This is a genomic window from Cupriavidus sp. DL-D2 (genome assembly GCF_039710735.1).
Lineage (GTDB): Bacteria > Pseudomonadota > Gammaproteobacteria > Burkholderiales > Burkholderiaceae > Cupriavidus.
In genome coordinates this window covers 117,924-138,148 of the sequence record NZ_JBDKXK010000002.1, presented here as the reverse complement: position 1 = coordinate 138,148, position 20,225 = coordinate 117,924, and the positions used below count along the sequence as shown (strand labels likewise).

Below are 20,225 nucleotides of genomic sequence, written 5' to 3'. Positions count from 1 at the left end.
GATTATGGTCCCGCCGACAGGAATCGAACCTGTATCTAGCGCTTAGGAGGCGCTCGTTCTATCCATTGAACTACGGCGAGCGGACCGTCTGCATGCCACGGTGGCCGCGCGGTGGCGGGCTTGTGGTGAGACGGGGCGCAGTATAGCAAACTCGACCACCCTGCCGCCACGGCGGGAGGTGCCGGCACCGGCTGCGTGACGGGTGCTGGCGGCGTTGCGGGTGCCCGGTGCGCTGAGGCGGTGGCAGGCGCGGCCGCGGCGAGCGTTGCAGCTTTCCCAATCGATCAGTCCTGGCATGATGGTCTCCCTGGTTTCGTTCTTCGATGTGGATGGATTCAGGCGGCCTGCATGCCACCGCCATGACGGCCGGTCAGCAGGGCGCGGACCATGTGCAGCACGGTGATGGCGGCGGTGCGCGGGTGACGCAGGCAGGTTTCCACCTGTTCGCTGCGGGCTTGTCCGAGCAGGCACCACGTGCAGAAGTGCTCACAGTTGTTGGTCAGCAGGTGGTAGTGGTCTTCACCGAGGCGGCTGCGGGCGCGGGACACGGCTTCGGTGCCGACGAACCGGGCGCAGGGTTCGAGCTTGACCGCCACCGTGTGGCCGTCGGCGAACTGCTCGATCGAGGTTTCCTCGACGGGGGCAGCGTGCAGGGTGTGGCAGAAGCCGGCGTAGTGGATGACCCGGCCGCTGCCGATGTAGATGCCATGGTGAACGTAGCCATTACGTTCCGTCACGAGATGGGCGCCCACCAGATAGAGGTCCTGGCTTTCGGCTTGTTGTTGGTCTTGGGTGTTCATGGCGGTTCTCGGTTCGGTGTCTGTGGCTGGCAGCCAGCGCTGCGTTGTTGCCACACCAACCGCATCAAGCGTGCCAGTGAGGGAAATCACGGCAGGACAACGCTTTGCGGGAGATTGCCCGGATTTGACCCATGCGGAGCGTCGGCATTGCGCCGACAGATGATGGGCGATTGTGTTGGTTTCCCTGCGCCAGCCGCGGTGAAAACCGCAGCAGCTCGCAATGGAATACGCCTTTGCAACGGGGTGGTGGTTGCCATCCACCTTCGACTGGCACGGTGTTGGTCGCTGACCAACCGTTTATGCGCCGCCTGATCTCCAAAGCCCAGATTAAGCAACGAGAACATCACCGCACCGCATGGCACAGCGCTTGCGCTAAGTGGATACCCGCGCCAGAACCCCTCAGGAGACCATCATGGCCACGCTCACCATCCGCGATCTTGCTGCCCATCGCACACTCGATTTCCGCGCCATGTCGGCTGTCCGGGGCGGCGGTGCGCCGTGGGTATTCGGCTGGATTCAGCCCTACGTCGCGGCGCGTCCGAGCACGTTGCCCGTCGTGAACTTTTACGAGATCAATTACAGCTTCTATGCTGATCAGATGAACAATCAGTTCCAGAACGTCAACGTCCAGAACAACGCGCCGAATTCGACCATCACAGTCGACGCTGCGATGGACGCCCGGAACAAGGGACGATTGGTCTGAGTCCTGCATGAAACAGCAGGACCTTCGCGGTACCCCCAACACCTGACGGCCGCCCCGGGGGGCGCCATTCGCGCGGCGACTCATGGGTCCGCGCCGGAGCACACCGTGACCTGCGTATCGCAATTCCGCTGGATCTCCGCCGCGTCCACCGACGTCGGACTGGTGCGTGAACGCAACGAGGACGCCTGCCTCGACGCCCCCGAGCGCGGCATCTGGGCAGTAGCCGATGGCATGGGCGGCCACGCCGTCGGCGAATTCGCCAGCCGCGCGATCGTCCAGGCGCTCACGGCGCTGCCTGCGGCCGAGAACCTCGACGCCGCCGTGGAGCACGCGCGCATCGCCATTCAGACCGTGAACCAGTTGCTGATCGACGAAGCGCAGCGCATGAAGGTGCGCGTGATCGGCAGCACCGTGGTCATGCTGATGGCCTGCGAGCGCCGCTGCAGTTGCCTCTGGGCGGGCGACAGCCGCCTCTACCTGTTCCGCGACGGCCACCTCAAGCAACTCACGCGCGACCACAGCCAGGTGGAACGCCTCAAGGCACGCGGGCTGATCACGGCCGAGGAAGCCCGCCATCATCCCGCGCACAACACCATCACACGCGCCGTGGGCGCCGCCCCTAAGCTCGACCTGGAGTTGCTGACGCTGGAAATCGGGGATGGCGATGTGTTCCTGCTCTGCAGCGATGGCCTGAGCAACGAAGTCGAAGACGCGCAGATCGCCGAACTACTCGACCTCGGCCAGGAACCCGTCACCACTGCCGATGCGTTACTCAAGAGCGCGTTAGCCCATGGCGGACGCGACAACGTATCGATCGTCGTCATCCGCGCCGAGGATATGGGCGGTGGCTCGGATATGACGTTGTTGAATCCGGAGGTTTGAGGGGCTGCGTTTGATGGAACGCAAGCCATTGCGAATTGCAGCGGCTCGACGCCAGTCTTTCCTTGCGAGCAGTATCGGATTCAGCAGAAATAGCGGACGGTGGTGTTGCCGTCCGTTCGCAGGACAAGCGCAGCATCGTTTCCGAATCTTGCTGCGATCTTCTGCCCTATGCATCCACTTGCTGGTGTGCTTCGGCGCATGGCCCGTCTGTTCGCCTGCGCCGTCATGGTGTTGCCGTGCGTGTCCTTTGCTTATGCGCCTGTCGAGTACTTCTATACCCCCGGAGTCCCGGGCTACTTTAAGACCCCCGAGGAAGCTTGCGACAACCTGAATGGTCACTTCTATACGAGCCGGAAATGGGAGTACCACAAAGCCGATCGGGATTGCTGGGACGGTGTTTATGGGGCGTTCGTTCACTCCACGCCACGTTGCGCACCCGATGGCTCTGAGCCCCGCAGCGCCGCGCGGGAAAATGAGCGATGTGGCGGACCATTCTTCTGGTCTGTCACCACTCCTGTCAGGGACATCGAGGATGACAGCTGCAAGATCGGCAATCCAGTCTCGGTTGGCACTGGCGCAAAGGCCCAGACAGAAATCGATATCCCCGGAACGGAACATGTCGCGCCACTTCAGCGTTCCTACCATTCAAACGTGCGCTTCGCCGCCTCAGATTCCTTCGGCCCCAACTGGGTACACCAATGGAACAGGCAGATACAGGTTCCGACTCCATCTAGCGAAACGATTGCTGCGCTGCGCCCTGACGGCTCGGCCAGAACATTCCGAAAATCTGCGACGGGCTGGGCTTCAACCTCCGGGCGCGACACCATCACACCTGAGCCCCAGACAAACGGTGCCATCGGCTGGCGATACTTTCATGCCGACGATGATTCCATCGAGATCTATGACGCTCGTGGCCGCCTACTGTCGATCAGCGCTCGAAATGGACAGACAACCAACCTGCGCTACGACCCGGGCGGAAAGCTGATAGAGGTGGTCAGTCATTTCGGACGGCGCTATCGCTTCCAGTACGACGGTGCAGGACGTATTACCTCAATCACCGATCCCACGGAGCAGACCACCCAGTACGCCTACAACCAGTGGGGCATGCTGGAGTTCGTGACACACCCGGACGGAACACGACGGACGTATCACTATGAAATGTCGCGCTATTCGACAACGAATGCGAAATACCTGACAGGGATCACCGACGAAGCCGGCGTCCGGTTCTCGACCTATACCTACGATGGAGACGGCCGCGTAACCAGCACAGAACTGGCCGGAGGGGTAAACAACCGCACGCTGGTCTACAGCAATGAACTCACCACCGCGCGCACATATCCTCGTGGCACACCCGCTACGCTCTACAAGCAGACACGCGTCGGCAATCGCTTGCTACCCTCTTCCATCGAAGGTCCAGTGCCCGAGGAAGGCGGCGCAAAATCCATTGCATACGATGCCGCAGGCAACATCTCCGGCACAGTTGGCTTCGACGGCAATGAGACCCGATACAGCCACGACGCACAGGGTCGTGAGACACAACGCATCGAGGGGTATGGGACTGCGGCGGCTAAGACCACAACCACCGAGTGGCATCCGACATGGAATCTGCCGCTGAAGATTGCTTCACCAGGGCGGATGGACTTCTTCACCTACGATTCCTCGGGCCAAACTCTCAGCTATTCCACCAATGCGACGAACGATCAGAGCGGCGCTGCCGGGTTCAGTGCAGCCCAAATCGGCCAGCGCACTGGTATGCGCCGGGAGTATGACGCTAGCGGACTTGCTGTGACAGCACTGGATACAGTTGACAACGCGGAGACTGCGCGATGGACGTACACATATGACGCAGCAGGAAATCTGGCAACCTTAACGAACCCCCGAGGGCAGACCGGCAGGGCTCTCAGCTACGACGGCGCTGGAAGACTCCTTACTGCGATTGATACGGCCGGCAGGCAGATTGAAATCCAGTACAACAGCCGGGGCAACATGACACGGTACCAACGAGGTACCGATGTGGTCGTCTACGCTTACAACCAAGTCGGATTCCTAACGACAGTATCAGGGCCCGGTACGTTTCGATTTGAGCTGGAGTACGACGATGCACACCGTGTGGCAGCGTATTGGTTGCCTGCAGATGTGACGCCGGAGGTCTTTTCCGCTATATCTGACAATCCGTTTGGCCGCGCCGCTGCCGCGCCCTCCAATGCACCTCAGTCGAAGCAAAAAGCTGGTTGGCTTAGGTCGATCTGGAATATCTTCAAGACATGGTTGGAGTCGTTGTTTGCGGACGCTAATGCGCAGGCTGGTTCCCCTCTTGTTAGAAACCCGGTTAACCGTGGGGGTGGGCAATCGGGACCCGGTATGGCTCCCAGGCCAGCGCCTGCCGACGTACTAGAGCAGGGCAACGCCGCAAAGCACGACCCGTTGCTGTCCTACATCGATTCAGTCGCGAACAGGGCCGGGGACGCAGTCCTCGCTACGATCCGGCATATAGGAGGGACATTCTATGGAGCCTCCAAGCTAAATGTCTGTGATGATGGCGGTGACGGAGGCGACTGCGACAGGCGGTACGATATCGATGTCGGCAACTGCCAAGGTGTCGTGAAAGCTCGCTACATGATCGCGGGAGTCAAAATATGCTTGGCGTCTGCAGCCCAGCGATACGGAGAATGTCTCCGTAAAGGTCCTGCAGGTATTACAACACCTTTGGCCGGATTTGATACTCCGCTATAGCCATGAACCATCTGAAAAGAATCGAATTCGCTTACGACCCGGAACAGGAAGCCCTTCTTATCCGATTTCCTGACAGGCTTTCGACGCCTTCGAACGCCATTAAAAATGAGACGCTTAGCCAAATGACATTCGAGCAAGCCGCTGTCTTCATTGGTGAGAAGGTTCTGTTGCAATACCCTGTTTATCATGAAATGTTCAAGGACTATCTGTGGTCTGAGGACGGGACTGTGCCTCCGAAGAAATCCTAGCTTCCGAGACGCCGAACGATTGACCTGCAGGCTCGGGTTACTTCTAACCTGAGCCCCGAGTTCCCATACACCGGAACACCTCATGAACTCTGACGACCTTTCTGGCCCGTTCTTCTCATTGTCATGAACCGCTTAGATCCCGATCGCCAAGCCGCTCAGGTTGCATCAATCATTCGCTCTGCTTTCCCTATCTTTCCAATCCCTCAAGGACATCGACGACCTGATAGCATCTCCGACTACGAAGTCGATGACGACATTCAAAAATTCCATGGACGGATGTGGACGGAGATATCGATTGAGCACTGGTATCGCTGTGTGTCGCCATCGTTCATTCGTTTCGCGACGAGCAGCGAATTCTTCAACTACTATCTACCGTCGTTGCTGGTCGCGGTAATGCAAAGCGATGATTATTTGCACATGGCACTTGACGCCCTGCTTCCCACGAACCCGAAGAACGAGCCTCGCGCCGAATGGAAAGCCTTCCGCACGAGCCTGAGCGTTGAACAAGCAGAGGCAATTGTCGCCTTCCTTGAATGGGTAAAGGAAAGCAGCCCCCCAGAGAGTGGCGAATGGCATGGCGCAGATGCAGGGTTGAGCGGGCTGTGGAACTGAGCATTTCTAGTTTGCAGGCGAGTGATCTTCATTGGCAACTCAACTAAATCTGGAGTGTTTCTGAATGAGCAAGCAGGATATTTCTGTCGCGATCATTGAAGCTTTCAGCAGCGTCGAACCTCCACCAGAGTGGCATATCGTCGACAGTCTCGAAGGTTTCGAGCCCGCTCTCGTTGAAAAAACTTTCTCTGGCAGGCTGTGGAACGAACTTACCGATGACGAGCTTGATCGCGATCCAGCGCTGTGTTTTTTCTCAGTAGAGGCCTTTCGATATTTTTTGCCGGCCTATTTACTGAGAGAACTCGATGGACACTACTTTCAGCAGAACGAACTTGCATTTACTCTTACGAGCGGCTTAACCGAAGTTTGGCAGGACAAACTCGTCAACCCATGCAGGTACGGTGCCATGACGTCCTGGGACCGCGCGATCCATCGCTTTGCAACGCTGACGAAAGAACAAGTCAACGCAGTTGTCGCCTTCCTTGACTACAAGATAGAGGAATCTCGGGAGGATGACTCCTATGGCCATCAGCTGATGTCGGAAGCCATGAAAAATTACTGGCTTCCCCGAAGCAAAGGACTGCCTGTATGGCGCCTGTGACCCACCCGTTTTTCTCATTGTCATTGAGAACGTCTCCGTCACAACCAATCAAGCCAGATTTCGGAGCAATGAATGACCAAGCAGGAAGTTGCCGCAGCAATCATCGAAGCATTCAGGAAAGTCAAACCTCCACCCCATTGGTGCGTCGTTGCAAGAGGGGAAGGTCCCGAGCCGGCACTGGTGGAGAAAATTTTCATCGGAAAACTATGGAATGAACTTTCCGATAACGACCTGGATCGCTATCCAGCACTCTTGTTGTTCTCTGCAGAGTCGTTTCTATACTTCCTGCCCGCCTATCTGTTGAGGGAGCTTGATGGACATCACTTCAAGAACAACGACCTCACTCTCCTGCTTACGCTTGGGATGACCGACGAGCAACGAGACAAACTTGTCAATCCACGCAGATATGGTGCCCTTACGGAGTGGGACAACGCAATCTACCGGTTTTCGACGCTGACGAAGCCTCAGGCAAAGGCTATCGCCGATTTTCTTGCCCACAAGATAGAGAAGCCTCGGAAACGTGAACCGCTTGAGTATCCGCTAATCAGGGAAGCCTTGAGAAACTTCTGGCTACCACGCAGCAATATGCAGGTGCGTGCATCACCTGACGTTTGACCCTCCCTACTTCCCCTCCACCTGCCGACTATTGTTCCTGAAATCCTTCGAATGAATCCCGTGCTTTTTCAGCAACATCTGCACATGCGAACGGTTCATGTCGAAGCGGCGCGCCAGTTCCGCTACCGTGCCGCCGACTTCCTGTAGACCACGTTCGAGAAACGCACGTTCGGCTTCGTCGCTGGCGGCGCGTTTGGCTTCGCTTAGCGATGGGGCGGTGCCGATGTCGGTCACGATGGCTTTCCCGGCGATCGCGGGTCCGGTGGCGGCTTGCAATCCGGCGGGCTTCGGGCGGATGTCTTGTGGCAGGTGGACGAAATCCGCAGTGTCTCCGGCCAGGCATGAGAGCCGGTACATCAGGTTGCGCAGTTCGCGGATGTTGCCGGGGTAGCCGTAGTGCAGCAGGAAGTCGCGCAGGCGTGGTGTGAGTTTGATGGGGCGGCGCTTGAGCATGCCTGCCGCTTCGTCGCCGAAGTAGGAGACCAGTAGCGGGATTTCGTCGCGGCGTTCGCGCAGGGCGGGCAGTGTGACGTGGATTACGCTGAGTCGATAGAACAGGTCTTCGCGGAACGTGCCTTCCTCGCTCATCTTGCGCAGGTCCTTGTTCGTGGCGGCGACGATACGCGTATCGACAGCGATCACTTCGTCGGAGCCCACGCGTTGTATTTCGTGCGCCTCCAGCACGCGCAGCAACTTCACCTGCCCGGTCAGCGGCAACTCGCCGATTTCGTCGAGGAAGATGGTGCCCGTATGTGCGCTTTCGAACTTGCCGCGACGGTCGTTGGCGGCGCCCGTGAACGCGCCCTTCTTGTGGCCGAACAGCTCGGATTCGAGCAGGCTGTCGGGAATGGCGCCGCAGTTGACCGAGATAAACGGCTTGTCGGTGCGCGAGCCATTGGCGTGAATCACCTTCGCCATCAGTTCCTTGCCGGTGCCGCTTTCTCCGTCGATCAACACGGGCAAGTCGGTAGGCGATGCCTTCTCTGCGATTTCCAGTGCCTCCAGCAACTTGGGGTTGTCGCCGAAGGTGCCCTCGAAGATGAAGCTGCGTTCCATCAGCGCCTGGCGTCGTTCGCGCGACGACATCTCCACAGGTTCCACCTCGGCTACTTCGGCTTCCCCCGTGGCAGAGGCCGCCGCTACGAAACGTTCCTTGTGCGAGAGGCCCATCACCTCGTCGCGCAGCGTGGTGGCCTGCTTGAGCAGCTTCTCGATCTCGGGACGTTCGAGCCGCGACGACCAGCGCAGCGTCGAGCGCAATATCTCGATCTTCTCGATCAGTCCCGCGAACGTGACGGAGGACGTGACGGGCGATGTAGACGAGGTGGGGTTATAGAGCTTCATGGTGTCATCCCGTCACGCCGCGCTCAATTGCTTCTGCACCAGCTGGTAGTACATGCCCCGGCGCTCGATCAGTTCCTCGTGCCGACCCTGCTCCACGATGGCGCCTTCGTACAGCACCAGGATCTTGTCGGCCTGCATGATCGTGCTGAGGCGGTGCGCGATGATCACCGCCGTGCGGCCGCGCAGGATGTCCTGCATGTTCGCCAGGATGTTGCTCTCCGATTGCGTGTCGAGCGCCGACGTGGCCTCGTCGAACACCAGCAGGCGCGGATCGTGATACAGCGCACGGGCGATGCATAGCCGCTGAATCTGCCCACCGGAGAGACCGATGCCACGCTCGCCCACCATCTGCTCGTAGCCAAGTGGCAGCTTGGAGATGAACGCGTGCGCATCGGCCATCTTCGCCACTTCCTCGATGCGTCGCCGGTCGGGGCTGTCATCGCCGCATGCAATGTTCTCCGCCACCGTGCCCGAGAACAGCAGGTTGCTCTGCATCACATAGCCCACTTGCGCACGGAAGAACTCGGTGTCGATCACGTTCATGTCGTAGCCGTCCACCGTCATCGTTCCTTCACTCGGCTTGTAGAAGCCCACGAGCAGCTTGGCGAGCGTGGTCTTGCCCGACCCACTGCGCCCGACAATCGCCACCATCTCGCCCGGCCGCATATGGAAGCTGATGTTCTCCAGCACGTACGCGGTGTCATCGCCGCCATAGCGGAAATACACGCCATCGAAGCGGATCTCGCCCTGCAGGTCGGGCAGCGATACGCGCGACATCACATCCTGCGGCTTCTGTTCGGGTTCGAGATCAAGCACGTCGCCCAGCCGTTCCATTGCCACGCCCGCATCGTTCAATTGGCCCCACAGCGCTACCAATCCCATCAGCGGGGCGAGTACGCTGCCCATGAAGGCGTTGAATGCGATCAACTGCCCGATGGTCAGTTCACGCTCCAACACCAGCGTTGCCCCGACCCACAGGATCGTGATCGTCGTAGCGGCATTGAGCAACTGGCTCGCCAGCCCCACGAGGATGTGGAACGATTGCGCCTGATACTGCTTGTCGAGCGCCTTGGCGTACTTGCGTTCCCAGCGCAGCCGCACGGGGCGTTCGATGCCCATGCCCTTCACGGTCTCTGCACCGCCGAGCGTCTCCATCAGATACGACTTGGCATCGGTTGACGCGGCAAACACCTCGCGCGCATAGCTCTTGATCTTCGGTGTCACCAGCACGGTCAGCAGCGCGATGGGGATCACGAACGCAATCAGCAGCAGCGTCAGCTTCACGTTGTAGAGAAACATGATGCTGAAGTAGATGAACACCATCAGCAGGTTCAGCGCGGTGGTCACCGTCGATTCCGTGAGGAAGGCGCGGATCGTCTGGTTCTCCTGGAAACGTGCGAAGATGTCGCCGGTCTTGCGCTTGGCGAAGAACGACAGCGGCAGCGACAACGTGTGCTTGAAGAAGTGCGACATCATCGCGAAATCCATGTTGCGCACCATGAAGTTGGCCAGGTACGCACGTATGGTCACCATCAACTGCGTGAACAGGTTCGAGATGATCAGCCCCAGTATCAGCAGGTGCAGCAGCCCCACGTTCTGATGCACTACTACGCCATCGAGAATGTTCTGGATGATCAGCGGCGGCACCACGCCCAGTAGCTGAATCACAAACGTGGCGAGGAACAGATGCGCGAGAATGCGCTTGTACGGTGCCAGATAGCTGATGAAGCGCAGCCACGGCGAGCGCGACACCGCCAGCTCGGTCATCTGCGCACCAGGTGAGAACAGCAGGCATGTGCCGCTCCAGCCGCGCTCGAATTCCTCGGCGCTCATCTTGCGGAAGCCGATGGCCGGATCGGCCACCCAGACATGGCGCTTCGACACACCATAGACCACCACGTAGTGGTAACCCTCCCAGTGGATGATGAACGGCAGCTCGAATCCTTCGAGTGCATCACGCGTGCATTGCACACCGCGCGCAGTAAAGCCAAGCGATTCGCCTGCACGCGCCAGGCTGTCGAGTGTGGCGCCCGCGGTGGTCACGTTCGCCAGTTCGCGCAGCTTGCCGAGCGTCATCGGAATGCCGTAGTGGCGACAGATCATCGCCAGGCACGCGGCACCGCAATCCATTTCCTCGGCCTGCTCCACCAGTGCGAAGCGGCGGATCAACCGTTCGCCCATCTCGGGCTTGGAATGCAGGTCGAGCAGCACAGGCCGCTTGCGCCGTTCCGCAAGTTTCTTCTGCCGATGCAGTTCGCGATCCACCACGCGGATGCGGTCTTCGAGCACCTCGCGCAACCGCGCGTTGCGTTCGAGGATCAACTGCACGGTCTTCTCCGGGATCACCAGCAGCCGCACATCGGTCTCGGCGATGGCCGATGCGATCTGCTCCTGCCGCATCACGCATGCGCGCTCACCGAAGATATCGCCCTGCCCCAGCGTGGCCAGTGCGAACGTGTCGCCATCTTCTTCGCGTTCGATGCGCACTGTGCCCTGCCGCACCACATAGAGCCGCCGATCGTCGCGGCCATCCTGCTGAAGAATCGGCTTGCCCGCCGTCACGCGTTTCACACCGACGCTGCGCACGGCATCTTCCAGCTCGGTCTTGTCGAGCTTGCCGCGCAGGTCGAACAACCGCGCCACGAAGCCACCTGCCGAACTGATGGCCACATAGCTGGTGATAAATGCGAGCGCCGCCGGATTGCCGCCGACCACGGGCTCGGAGACCGCGCGCGGAATCATGATCAGTTCAGTCTTGCCCGACGCACGCACCGACGATTCGTGCCGATACTCGCGCAGCAGCGCAATGTCGGCGAACACCTCGCCGGTCTTGCGAACACCCATGCTGATTTCCTTGCCGTGCTCCTCGTTGAACACGCGCACGGAGCCGCTGCGCACGATGAAGATGCCATCGGCCGGTTCGCCCGCATTGCACACCGTGTCACCGAAGCCAAACGTCAGCGTGCGCGCACTGGCGGCCAGCCGCTCGATCTCGTCACGCGTCAGTGGCGTCAGGATCTCCACCGTCGCGAGGAAGTCGGCCAACGGCAGCGCGGCAACCGACGATGCCGGGCTGACCGGCTCGCTAGCGGGCTTCGATGACATGTTCCTGCGCCCTCGCCATTAGCCATTCCTCACGCAATAGCCGTTTGATCTCCACGGCCACATCGGCATCGAGCCTTGCGGGATGTTTCGCGCGCACCAGAAAGACTTCGAAGAACGAACGATCCGGTGCGGGGAACGGCCCGAGCAGATCGCCCGGCTCGGCGTTAAAGACCTTGGCCTCGATATCGCCCTTGAGGGAGCCGCGCAGCACCTTGCCGATATCGCCACCCTGCTCGCGCGTATCGGCAATCGAATGTTCACGTGCCATCTCGTCAAAGCTCTCGGGATCATCCTGCAGGTACGACACCAGCTCGCGCGCCTTGCCTTCGGTATCCACCACGATGTGGCTGACCTCGATGCTGTCGAACTTCGGAGAATTCAACTGGAAGTACGTTTCCACGGCGGCGTCGGTGCCCACCTGATCCAGCATCTTCTCCTGATACAGGCTGTCCGTGATGAAGGTTTCGAATTCATCGAGCGTGATGTTCAGCGCGTCGAGATAGTGATTCATGTCGGTAGCACGATGCAGGCCGTGTACGCGGCGGAACTGGTCGGCGCGCTCCTGCACATCCTCGGGCGCGAGCTGGATGCCATGGCGCCGCGCCGCGTGCGCGGTCAGCTTGTCTCGCACCAGTTGCTCCACCAGCGGCTCGAACTGCCCCGTCAGCTTCAGCACTCTCACGAATTCATCGACGCCGATCACTTCTTCGTCGATACGGACGATGGCGGTCATGGCTCGCTCCTCTTCCTTTTTCTGTCGCTATGTCTCGGATACTCTTCAGCCGGCCACCTGGCGGAACGGGTCCAGTCCCAGATCGATCAAGCGCCTCTCGCGCACGACGACTTCCGCCGTGGCCGTCATGCCGTAGCGCAGCGGATACTTGCTGCTGCCCACGCTGTAGAAGTCCTGCGCGAGCCGCACACGGCCCTCGTACACGGGCTGCTTGTCCGGGCCCGATGGCTTGGTGGCGGGCGAGATATATTCGAGCGTGCCCGCGATCAGTCCATAGCGCTGGTATGGAAACGCGCTGAACTTGAGCTTCACTGGCAAGCCCTCGCGCAGAAACGCGCGGTCGCGCTCGGCGATCTCGATACGCAACATTGGCCGCGCATCCTTGGGCGCGATACCACCGAGCGGCGCATTCGCCTGGATCTTGTCGCCACGCTGCGTCGACGTGACATCCGTGATCACGCCCGACACCGGCGCCAGGATCAGCAGGAAGTTGTCCTTGTCGATGTTCTCGAACTTGATGCGCGCCGCGGCCTCGGCCACCAGCCTCGCGGTCTGCACCTGCAGCCGCAGCTTGTCTTCGGTGGTGCTGATCTCGCGAGCGGCCGCATCGTATTGCACGCGCAGGCTAGCCAGCTCCTGGCCGCTGCCTTCCAACTGTGCACTGGCCTGCGTGTATTGCTGCGCCAGCCGTGCGTCGAGTTCGCTCAACCGCGATTGCGCCACACGTAGATCGTTCTCGGCTTGCTGCGTGGTGGCGCGCTTGGCTTCCACCTGCGACTGCGACACCCCACCGCCTGCCGGCAGGGCGAACAACCGTGCGTAGCGATCCTGCTCCTGACGCGCGAAATCGCGCGCGCGTCGTGCATTGTCGAGATTGCTGCGCGCTTCGGCCAGTTGCGCGCGCTGCTGCTCCGCGAGCCGCGTCGTGCCCTCGGCCAAACGGTTTTCGTGTTGACGCGTGCCCAGTTCGATCTGTTGCTTCAGCGCCAGCGCGCGACGCTCCAGCAATGCCTTGCGCTCGGGAAACTGCTTCCATTCGCGCTCGGCATCTTCGAGTTTCAGTTGCGCCTGCAACGCGTTGGCCGCCGCTTCGATGGCACCGCGCGCGTTGAGCCGCGCCACCACGTCGTCTTTCGATACCGGCTGTCCCTCGGCCACATAGAGATCGGCCAGTTCGCCATCGACGGGTGCATAGAAGCGCCGCACCTCGGATTCCGGTGCCAGCGTTCCCTGCGCAGTGACGATGACATCGGCATGCCCAAAGAACGACCAGATCAATGCGCAGAGCAGCAACCCGGCGGTGGCGACCACCGTCAGCAGCGTGAGCCGGCGCGGTTCTGCACTGAGCAATGCGATGCCTTCTGCACTGTGATCTTCGAGTGCCTCGGTCAACGGGCGAAGCTGGCTGTCGCGGTTGTCGTCCTTCATGGCTTGCCTCCCGCCCCTACATTGACTTCCTTGCTGGCATCCTTGCTCTCGGTGCCATCGCCCTTGCTGCCCTCGCCCACCAATGACAGCTTGGTCTTGAGCACCGCCGGATCGAGCACCATGCGCAAATCATTGAGCGAGCGCCGCTGCGAATCGATCTCGGACTGGATGTCGTCACGAATCGTGTCCCACTGCGTGGAATCCTCGATCTTCAGTTGCGCGTAGATGCGTAGCCCCTGCCGCGCATCGGCCTGCGCATCGGCCAGCAACTTCGCCTGGCTGCGGAATTTTGCGGAGATACCTGCATCCAGCCGCTGCTCGCCGGCAATCAATCCGTTATTGCGATACTGGCGCCAGCTTGTGGCTGCGCGATTCAGCAACTGGTTGGCGCGCCGCAGCGCCACATCGCGAATCGCCTGCACATCGGCGTCGATGGTCTTCACGTAATACGCATCGGCTTCGGGATCTAGCGATGCATAGAAGCCCAACAACTGCTCCTCGTAGCCGGGCGCACCCTTTGCCGCTTTCACGGCGGCGAACTGCGTGGCAACTTGTTCCTTGTGCGCGGCATCCTTCGCCACATCGTCCGCCCATGGCCCGCTACCGATGGCCTTCAACGCCGTGATGGTCTGCGTGCTGTCGCCCTGCTCCCACGCCTTGTTCGCCAGCGCGTACTGCCGCTGCACATCGTCGGCGGGCAGCTTCGACTTGAGCTTCTGGTACTGCGCCTGGAACGGCGGTGTGGTCAGGTTCAGCTTCTGCATCTGCGCCACGAGTGCACCGGGCGCGCGGGCGCGCAGCGACTGCACCAGACCCGTGTATTGCTTCAGATCCGATTCCACGCGATCCAGACCGGACAGGCGCGGATACTTGTCCTTGTATTCCGCCAGCATCGGCTGCAATGCCTCGGGCTGGTCGCGACCAAGTTCGGTCGCCACCGCAGCATCGAGTCGATCGATTGCTGCCAGATACACCGAATCATCATTGCGCAGCCGGCGCAGATCGCTCAAGGCGCGCGCATAGACATCTCGGAAGGCGGGCACATCGTTAGCGATGCGGCCAAGCAGGCGCTGATGCGATGCGGTGTCCTCATCCCACCAACGCACGAGTTCCCGAATCTTCGATGCATCGGCGTACATCTTCACCGGCCCTTCCACACCGCCACGCGCCGCGATATAACGCTCCAGGTCGCTCACCCATGCCAGTTGCGCGATCAATGCCTGCCCATCGCGATTATTCTGGCTGCGCGCGCGCATCTCGCCGGCAACCGTTGCGGCGCCGTCGAAATCATTGGCTTGCAGGCGTGCCGACCATTGCGGCACATAGCCCCGCATCAACGCTTCGGCGCCGAGCGTCTGGTACTGCGCGTTGTCGGGGTGGCGGGACAGTACCTTGTCCGCCACTTCGGCTGCGCGCACGTACTTGCCTTGATCGACAAGTTCCTGCAGCGAGCGATCCGGTGCTCCGCGCCACCAGATGTATGCACCGCCAATGACTACCACCGCCACAACGAGGATCGCCACGCGCGCGGCGCGTTCCAGTTGATGGCGATCCCGAATGCCGAAGCTGCGCATCGCCTCGACGAGCATCATCGTCACCTTGCCGCGCGGGGCGGGACGATGTGCCGCATCGGCCGAGGTATCGGGCGGCGACTCGGGATTGATCTCGTCTTCCTGCGCGGCGCGGTAATCCACGCAGAAAATATCGAGGAACGAATCCGCCGCACCCACGAACGTGGTCTTGTCGGGATCGACGTCGACCGGCAGCGCCGCCGCGCCTGTCGACTGGGGCGCCTCGGGCGATGCGACCGGCGCGACGAACAGCGACGTCTTCGTGGCCGTGGCATCGGCGTCCGCTTCGTACTCGATCTGCACGCGGTAGACGAAATGGCTGCCGCCGAAGGCCAGCACGTCGCCGGGCTCCAGGCGGATCGACTGCTCGCGCAACCGCACACCATTGACGAAGGTGCCATTGGTACTGCCGAGATCTTCGATCCACGGCACGCCTTGTTTCAGGAACAGGTGCGCATGGCGGCGCGACAGGTAGTTCACCTGATGCGGATAGTCGTCGCGATAGCGCGCAAAGGTGTCATCGGCCTTGCTGACCATGAACGGAAAGCCCGTCACGATCACCGGCTGCAGCCCGAGATCCTCGCGCATCGGCGCCAGGGTAACCGCCACGCGAGGCGGTTCCGGTTCTGCGGGCCGTGGGTATAGGCGCACGCGATAGGCGAGGCCCGCACCAAAGCTGACCTCGTCGCCATCACGCAGCACGGCGGGCTGCTGCGCCACGGCATCGCCATTGACGTGCGTGCCGTTCTTGCTGCCGAGATCAGCCACATAGACCGCGCCATCCTCGGAGAAGATGCGTGCATGGCGGCGCGACAGCACCGAGACCGCTTCGGTGGGATACGCCGCGAACGGCGCCTCGCCGCGACCAATCGCGAAGAGGTCCTCGTCGATGCGGATCTCGCCGAGCTCGGGGCGCGATACCGGCATCAGCAGGACGTCGAACACCTGACCCGCTTTCGGCGCCATCACCGGCACATCGAGGAAGGGTGCTTCGTCGCGCGTCATGTCTCAGCGGAACCAACAGTGGAGCCCGTGGCGCGCATCCGCAACGCGACACCGCCACGCGCAGTGGCAGACATCGAACGAAGGCGGCAGGTCACGGGTAAGAACATAGTAGGCCACGCCTGAAGGGAGTCAATGCGCTGCGCCGCAGCGTTGCGCAAACGCACGCACGGTGCGGGTTTCAAAGATGAAACGGTTTGTGCGGTGTTGCGGCTAACGCGCCGCGTTCGGCGCGCGGACGGCGGCGGGTGTCGCCGGGCCAGCCGTCGAGCTTGCAGCATCAGCAGGCGGCGCATTGCGAACATTGACGTCCGACCATCCGCCGCCGAGCGCCTTGTAGAGCGTGACGGTATCGGCCAGGATTTGTTGGTGGACGGCCAACAATGATTGCTGCGCGCTCAGCAGCGAACGCTCCGACTCGAACACTTCGAGTTGCGAAACAATGCCCTCGCGCGCCTGTGCCTCGATCTGCGTACCGACCACGCGCAACTGGTCAACCTGCTGCTGCAACTCGATGCGCTGCTTCTTGTGGGCATCCACGTTCACGAGCGAGCTTTCCACTTCCTCGAACGCGGTCATCACAGTGCGGCCGTACTCGTTCTCCACCACGCCGACATTGGCCTCGGTGGTCTTCACGCGGGCCCTCACACTGGGGTCGAGCATCGGCAGGTTGATGCTCGGCATGAAGCCGAACGTGAAGGATTTCATGAGATCCGATAACGCAAAGCTGGCCGTGCCGCCGCGCGCGGTCAGGCTGATGCTCGGCAGTTGCGCCAGCCGGGCCTGCCCGACGAGGTTGTACGCGGCCAGCACGCGGTACTCGGCCGCGATGATGTCCGGGCGGCGCGCCAGCAATTGCGACGGCAGGCCAGCCGGTACGGCAGGCAACTTCACGCGGTCCTGCAAGCGCCCCGGTGGTACTTTCAATTCGCCAGCCGGCGTGCCCACCAGCGTGGCCAGCGCATTCTCGGCCACATTGCGCGAACGCTGCAGCTCGATCAGATCCGTGGTCAGCCGATTGATTTCCGCCTGCTGCTGCATCACGCGGATCTGCGGTAGCAGGCCATTGGCCAGCATCGCCTTGTAGGTGCCGAGGATGTCGCTGTTGCGGCCCAGCGTGCGGCGCTGCTGCTCCACCTGTTCGTCGAGCAGCAGGATGGTGAAGTACGTAATGGATACATCGGAGGCCAGCGCCAGATATCCCGCACGCCAGTCGGCCTCGGTGGCGCGGAACTCGGCGGTCTGCGCCTGCACGCCCTTCTCCACCTTGCCCCATACATCGATGTCCCAGTTCACGGTGCCACCCAGGTTGTACGTCTTCGAGACAGCCTGGCCGGTGGTCTTGCTCACATCGAGACCCGCGCCGATGTCGAATACCGGCAGCGCACCCGCGCGAGCTTCGGCAATCTGCGTATTGGCCACGCGGATACGAGCGGCCAGCACCTTGATGTCGTAGTTGCCGCTCAACGCGCGGGCCACGAGTTGGTCGAGGTAGGGATCGCCAAAACCCTTCCACCAGTCGGGCACGATGGTCTCGGCAGGCGATACGGTCACGGACTCACTCGGTGACCACGCGGCCTTGCCGGGCACATCGGGACGCTTGTATTCGGGAGGACGGAAGTCGGCACAGCCGGACATCCCGATCACGGACAGCACCACGGTCAGGGATGCCGCGATATGCGGCAACGGGCGGCGCGAGGCAAAGGCGAAATCGATCACGATGGCATCCTGCTCCGAGCGCCAGTGGACCGTGGCAGTGCGTCCTGGCGTTCGATCTGTATTGTGGTGCGGCGCTGGCGGAGCGCAACCCCCGCATGCATCGTCACGCAATGCATGGGCAAAAAAATCGCCGGGGTGGAGGAATCTCCCCGGCGTAAGCTCCCCGTGCGGCTTGCGGCGTCTTGCGGACTTTGACGCCGGTGCCGCGCGCATTCTGCAAATCAGTACACGTTGTTGTGTGCGTTCTGGTTCGTGCGCACCGTGTTGCTGAGGTGTTCCTGGAAGGCCGAGCCGTTGCCGAAGTAGCTCGTCACGTCCTGCATTTGTTGATTCGACTGGTTGATCTTGATGTCCTTGTCGAACGAAATGCTCACCGGCGTGAAGATCGACGTACGCGGGGCAAACAGCGTGCCGCCGCGAACGGCTTGCAGCGACGAGGCGCTCAGGGTTTCGGTCGAGGACAGGTCTTTGATGGTCAGCGTGGTCATGATGGTCTCCTAGAGAGGAAAGTTGCTTCAGTGTGATGAGCATCGGGTTGGTGTCGCGCTCGGACCATATATCGCAGGGAGCGTGCCAGGTCTTTGAAAAAAGTGGAAATCGTTGTGGGGTAAGGGATTGCGGGTGATGGGGGTGGTTTGCCGAGCGGCAGGGTGTTTGGTGTGGAGAGACAGGTGGTGTTGGGGGTGTCGTTTTACTTCCCACATTTTTTGCTCCCCTCTGGTTTTCTCCCCTCTCCCGCGTTGCGGGAGAGGGGAGAAAACAATCGGGATAGAAAGCGCATCGGCACGCTCACAAAAAAAACGGCGCACATCGCTGTGCGCCGCGCCGGAGACAGGCGGACCGCCCCGCCTCTATCGCTCCGGGTCATTTGACGTAGATGGTGATCTTCTTCGAGTAGATGGGCGGGTTGGTCGGGATATGTTTCTCGTCGCCCATCAACAATTGCAGCGTGTGCTTGCCCGGTGGCAGTTCGATGGTGGTCTCTGTTTCGCCCGCGCCAAAGTGCAGGTGGTTGCGATCGTTGGGGATTTCCTTGTCCAGCGGCGGCAGGTCCACGTCGATCAATAGATGGTGGTGGCCCGTGTTCGGAAACTTCACGTCCTTGGGTGCCACGCCCATGTTGCGCAGGCCGAACCACACCTTGATCGGCTTGCCCGCAGGCATCGTCTGGTTGTTGTTGGGGTAGCCGATATAGAGATAGGCATTCTTCGGTGCCGCCGTGGGGCCCGTTCCGCTCGCGCTACTGGCGGCGGGCGTGGACGCATGGCCGGCATGCGCACCTGAGGCGCCAGGTGCCGATGCATCGGCCGCGTGGACGGCGCCGGCACCGAGCCACGCCACCGTCGCGATCACCAGCGATCCATACAGCTTCGGTCCGATCTTTGTCATGGCGCTCTCCGCTGAAGTCCGTGTGCGCTAGCGCACGGTGATCGTGATCTTCTTCGAGTAAATCGGCGGATCGAACGGTACGTGCTTGCTGTCACCCAGCAGCAGTTGCAACGTGTGCTTGCCGGGTGGCAGTTCGATGCGGGCATCGGTCTCCCCCGCGCCGAAGTGCAGGTGGTTGCGGTCGTTCGGGATTTCCTTGTCGAGCGGCGGCAGCTCGACATCGATCAGCAGGTGATGGTGTCCGCAGTTCGGACGCTCGATGCCCTTGGGACACACGCCCATGCCTTTCAGGCCCATGCGCACCCACAGTTTTCCGCCCTCGATGACGGCACCGTCGCCCGGCCAGATGATGTAGGTCTCGGCACCCTTGGGTGCCGGTGTCAGCGGAATGGCGAGTGTGGAGAATAGCGCGGCACCCGTGGCGAGCAGCGCAGCCGCAAGCACACGGCACAGGGATCGTCTGGGCATGGCGGCTCCTCCCGGGAGAACTGTCCGCTGCACACGCCGCGCGAGATGCGTTGCGCGGGAGCGGTTTCTTGATCGATCTTTCCGATGCGCGCTTCGATTTGTCATTCAGCGTAGTGCGGCCACCAGCAAAAAGCGAACTTTCGCCGCACAAACGCTGTGCTATCTTGAAACGGCAGGCACCACGTCACGACAACTCCACACCGCGTGCCGATTCGCTTCAAGGGGGGCTGATTATGTGGCGGAAAGCACTAGCGGTGTCGCTGCCTGCGATC

17 protein-coding genes and 1 tRNA gene are annotated in these 20,225 nt (G+C 61.1%); 7 read left to right on the top strand and 11 right to left on the bottom strand.

Annotated features, from left to right (window positions below; genetic code table 11):
* Positions 1-5: 5 nt before the first annotated feature.
* Both ABDB81_RS01680 and ABDB81_RS01675 read right to left on the bottom strand, forming a co-directional pair.
* Positions 6-80, bottom strand: a tRNA-Arg gene (locus ABDB81_RS01680).
* 255 nt (positions 81-335) lie between these two features.
* The gene (locus tag ABDB81_RS01675) at positions 336-800 is read right to left on the bottom strand and encodes a lecithin retinol acyltransferase family protein (protein WP_346809501.1); all 465 of its coding nucleotides are present in this window, start codon (positions 798-800) and stop codon (positions 336-338) included.
* Between the two features lie 412 nt (positions 801-1,212).
* Here ABDB81_RS01675 and ABDB81_RS01670 point away from each other — a divergent pair, with 412 nt between their 5' ends.
* The 7 genes from ABDB81_RS01670 to ABDB81_RS01640 all read left to right on the top strand — a co-directional run bounded on the left by ABDB81_RS01670 (position 1,213) and on the right by ABDB81_RS01640 (position 7,194).
* Complete coding sequence (locus tag ABDB81_RS01670) at positions 1,213-1,503, top strand: hypothetical protein (RefSeq protein ID WP_160472760.1); 291 nt, start codon at positions 1,213-1,215, stop codon at positions 1,501-1,503.
* Positions 1,504-1,608: 105 nt separating this feature from the next.
* Positions 1,609-2,385, top strand: a complete 777-nt coding sequence (locus tag ABDB81_RS01665; protein WP_346809499.1) for a protein phosphatase 2C domain-containing protein — start codon at positions 1,609-1,611, stop codon at positions 2,383-2,385.
* Positions 2,386-2,583: 198 nt separating this feature from the next.
* Positions 2,584-5,118, top strand: coding sequence for a DUF6531 domain-containing protein (locus ABDB81_RS01660; protein WP_346809497.1), 2,535 nt, complete (start codon positions 2,584-2,586; stop codon positions 5,116-5,118).
* Positions 5,119-5,120: 2 nt separating this feature from the next.
* Positions 5,121-5,366, top strand: a complete 246-nt coding sequence (locus ABDB81_RS01655) for a hypothetical protein (RefSeq protein WP_137923187.1) — start codon at positions 5,121-5,123, stop codon at positions 5,364-5,366.
* Positions 5,367-5,489: 123 nt separating this feature from the next.
* On the top strand, positions 5,490-5,978 hold the full coding sequence (locus ABDB81_RS01650) for a DUF6714 family protein (RefSeq protein ID WP_160472763.1): 489 nt from the start codon (positions 5,490-5,492) through the stop codon (positions 5,976-5,978).
* Between the two features lie 64 nt (positions 5,979-6,042).
* Entirely contained in the window at positions 6,043-6,579 is a 537-nt protein-coding gene (locus tag ABDB81_RS01645; RefSeq protein WP_346809495.1) for a DUF6714 family protein, read from the top strand.
* Between the two features lie 72 nt (positions 6,580-6,651).
* Positions 6,652-7,194 (top strand): DUF6714 family protein, encoded by a 543-nt coding sequence (locus tag ABDB81_RS01640; RefSeq protein WP_346809494.1) that lies wholly within the window; start codon positions 6,652-6,654, stop codon positions 7,192-7,194.
* A gap of 6 nt (positions 7,195-7,200) precedes the next feature.
* Here ABDB81_RS01640 and ABDB81_RS01635 read toward each other — a convergent pair whose 3' ends face one another.
* The 9 genes from ABDB81_RS01635 to ABDB81_RS01595 form a co-directional block, all read right to left on the bottom strand.
* On the bottom strand, positions 7,201-8,538 hold the full coding sequence (locus ABDB81_RS01635) for a sigma 54-interacting transcriptional regulator (protein WP_346809492.1): 1,338 nt from the start codon (positions 8,536-8,538) through the stop codon (positions 7,201-7,203).
* 12 nt (positions 8,539-8,550) lie between these two features.
* The gene (locus ABDB81_RS01630) at positions 8,551-11,643 is read right to left on the bottom strand and encodes a peptidase domain-containing ABC transporter (RefSeq protein ID WP_160472765.1); all 3,093 of its coding nucleotides are present in this window, start codon (positions 11,641-11,643) and stop codon (positions 8,551-8,553) included.
* Positions 11,624-12,376, bottom strand: a complete 753-nt coding sequence (locus ABDB81_RS01625) for a peptidylprolyl isomerase (RefSeq protein ID WP_137923191.1) — start codon at positions 12,374-12,376, stop codon at positions 11,624-11,626. The genes ABDB81_RS01630 and ABDB81_RS01625 overlap by 20 nt, the downstream gene beginning before the upstream one ends.
* A 45-nt stretch (positions 12,377-12,421) precedes the next feature.
* Positions 12,422-13,804: an HlyD family efflux transporter periplasmic adaptor subunit gene (locus ABDB81_RS01620; RefSeq protein WP_137923192.1), complete on the bottom strand. Its 1,383-nt coding sequence runs from the start codon at positions 13,802-13,804 to the stop codon at positions 12,422-12,424.
* Complete coding sequence (locus ABDB81_RS01615; protein WP_346809490.1) at positions 13,801-16,380, bottom strand: FHA domain-containing protein; 2,580 nt, start codon at positions 16,378-16,380, stop codon at positions 13,801-13,803. The genes ABDB81_RS01620 and ABDB81_RS01615 overlap by 4 nt, the downstream gene beginning before the upstream one ends.
* A 210-nt stretch (positions 16,381-16,590) precedes the next feature.
* Positions 16,591-18,042, bottom strand: coding sequence for an efflux transporter outer membrane subunit (locus ABDB81_RS01610; protein WP_346809676.1), 1,452 nt, complete (start codon positions 18,040-18,042; stop codon positions 16,591-16,593).
* 275 nt (positions 18,043-18,317) lie between these two features.
* Positions 18,318-18,584, bottom strand: coding sequence for a hypothetical protein (locus ABDB81_RS01605; protein ID WP_137923194.1), 267 nt, complete (start codon positions 18,582-18,584; stop codon positions 18,318-18,320).
* Positions 18,585-18,960: 376 nt separating this feature from the next.
* Entirely contained in the window at positions 18,961-19,485 is a 525-nt protein-coding gene (locus ABDB81_RS01600) for a DUF4399 domain-containing protein (protein WP_160472767.1), read from the bottom strand.
* 27 nt (positions 19,486-19,512) lie between these two features.
* The gene (locus tag ABDB81_RS01595; RefSeq protein ID WP_137923196.1) at positions 19,513-19,953 is read right to left on the bottom strand and encodes a DUF4399 domain-containing protein; all 441 of its coding nucleotides are present in this window, start codon (positions 19,951-19,953) and stop codon (positions 19,513-19,515) included.
* Positions 19,954-20,225: the final 272 nt, after the last annotated feature.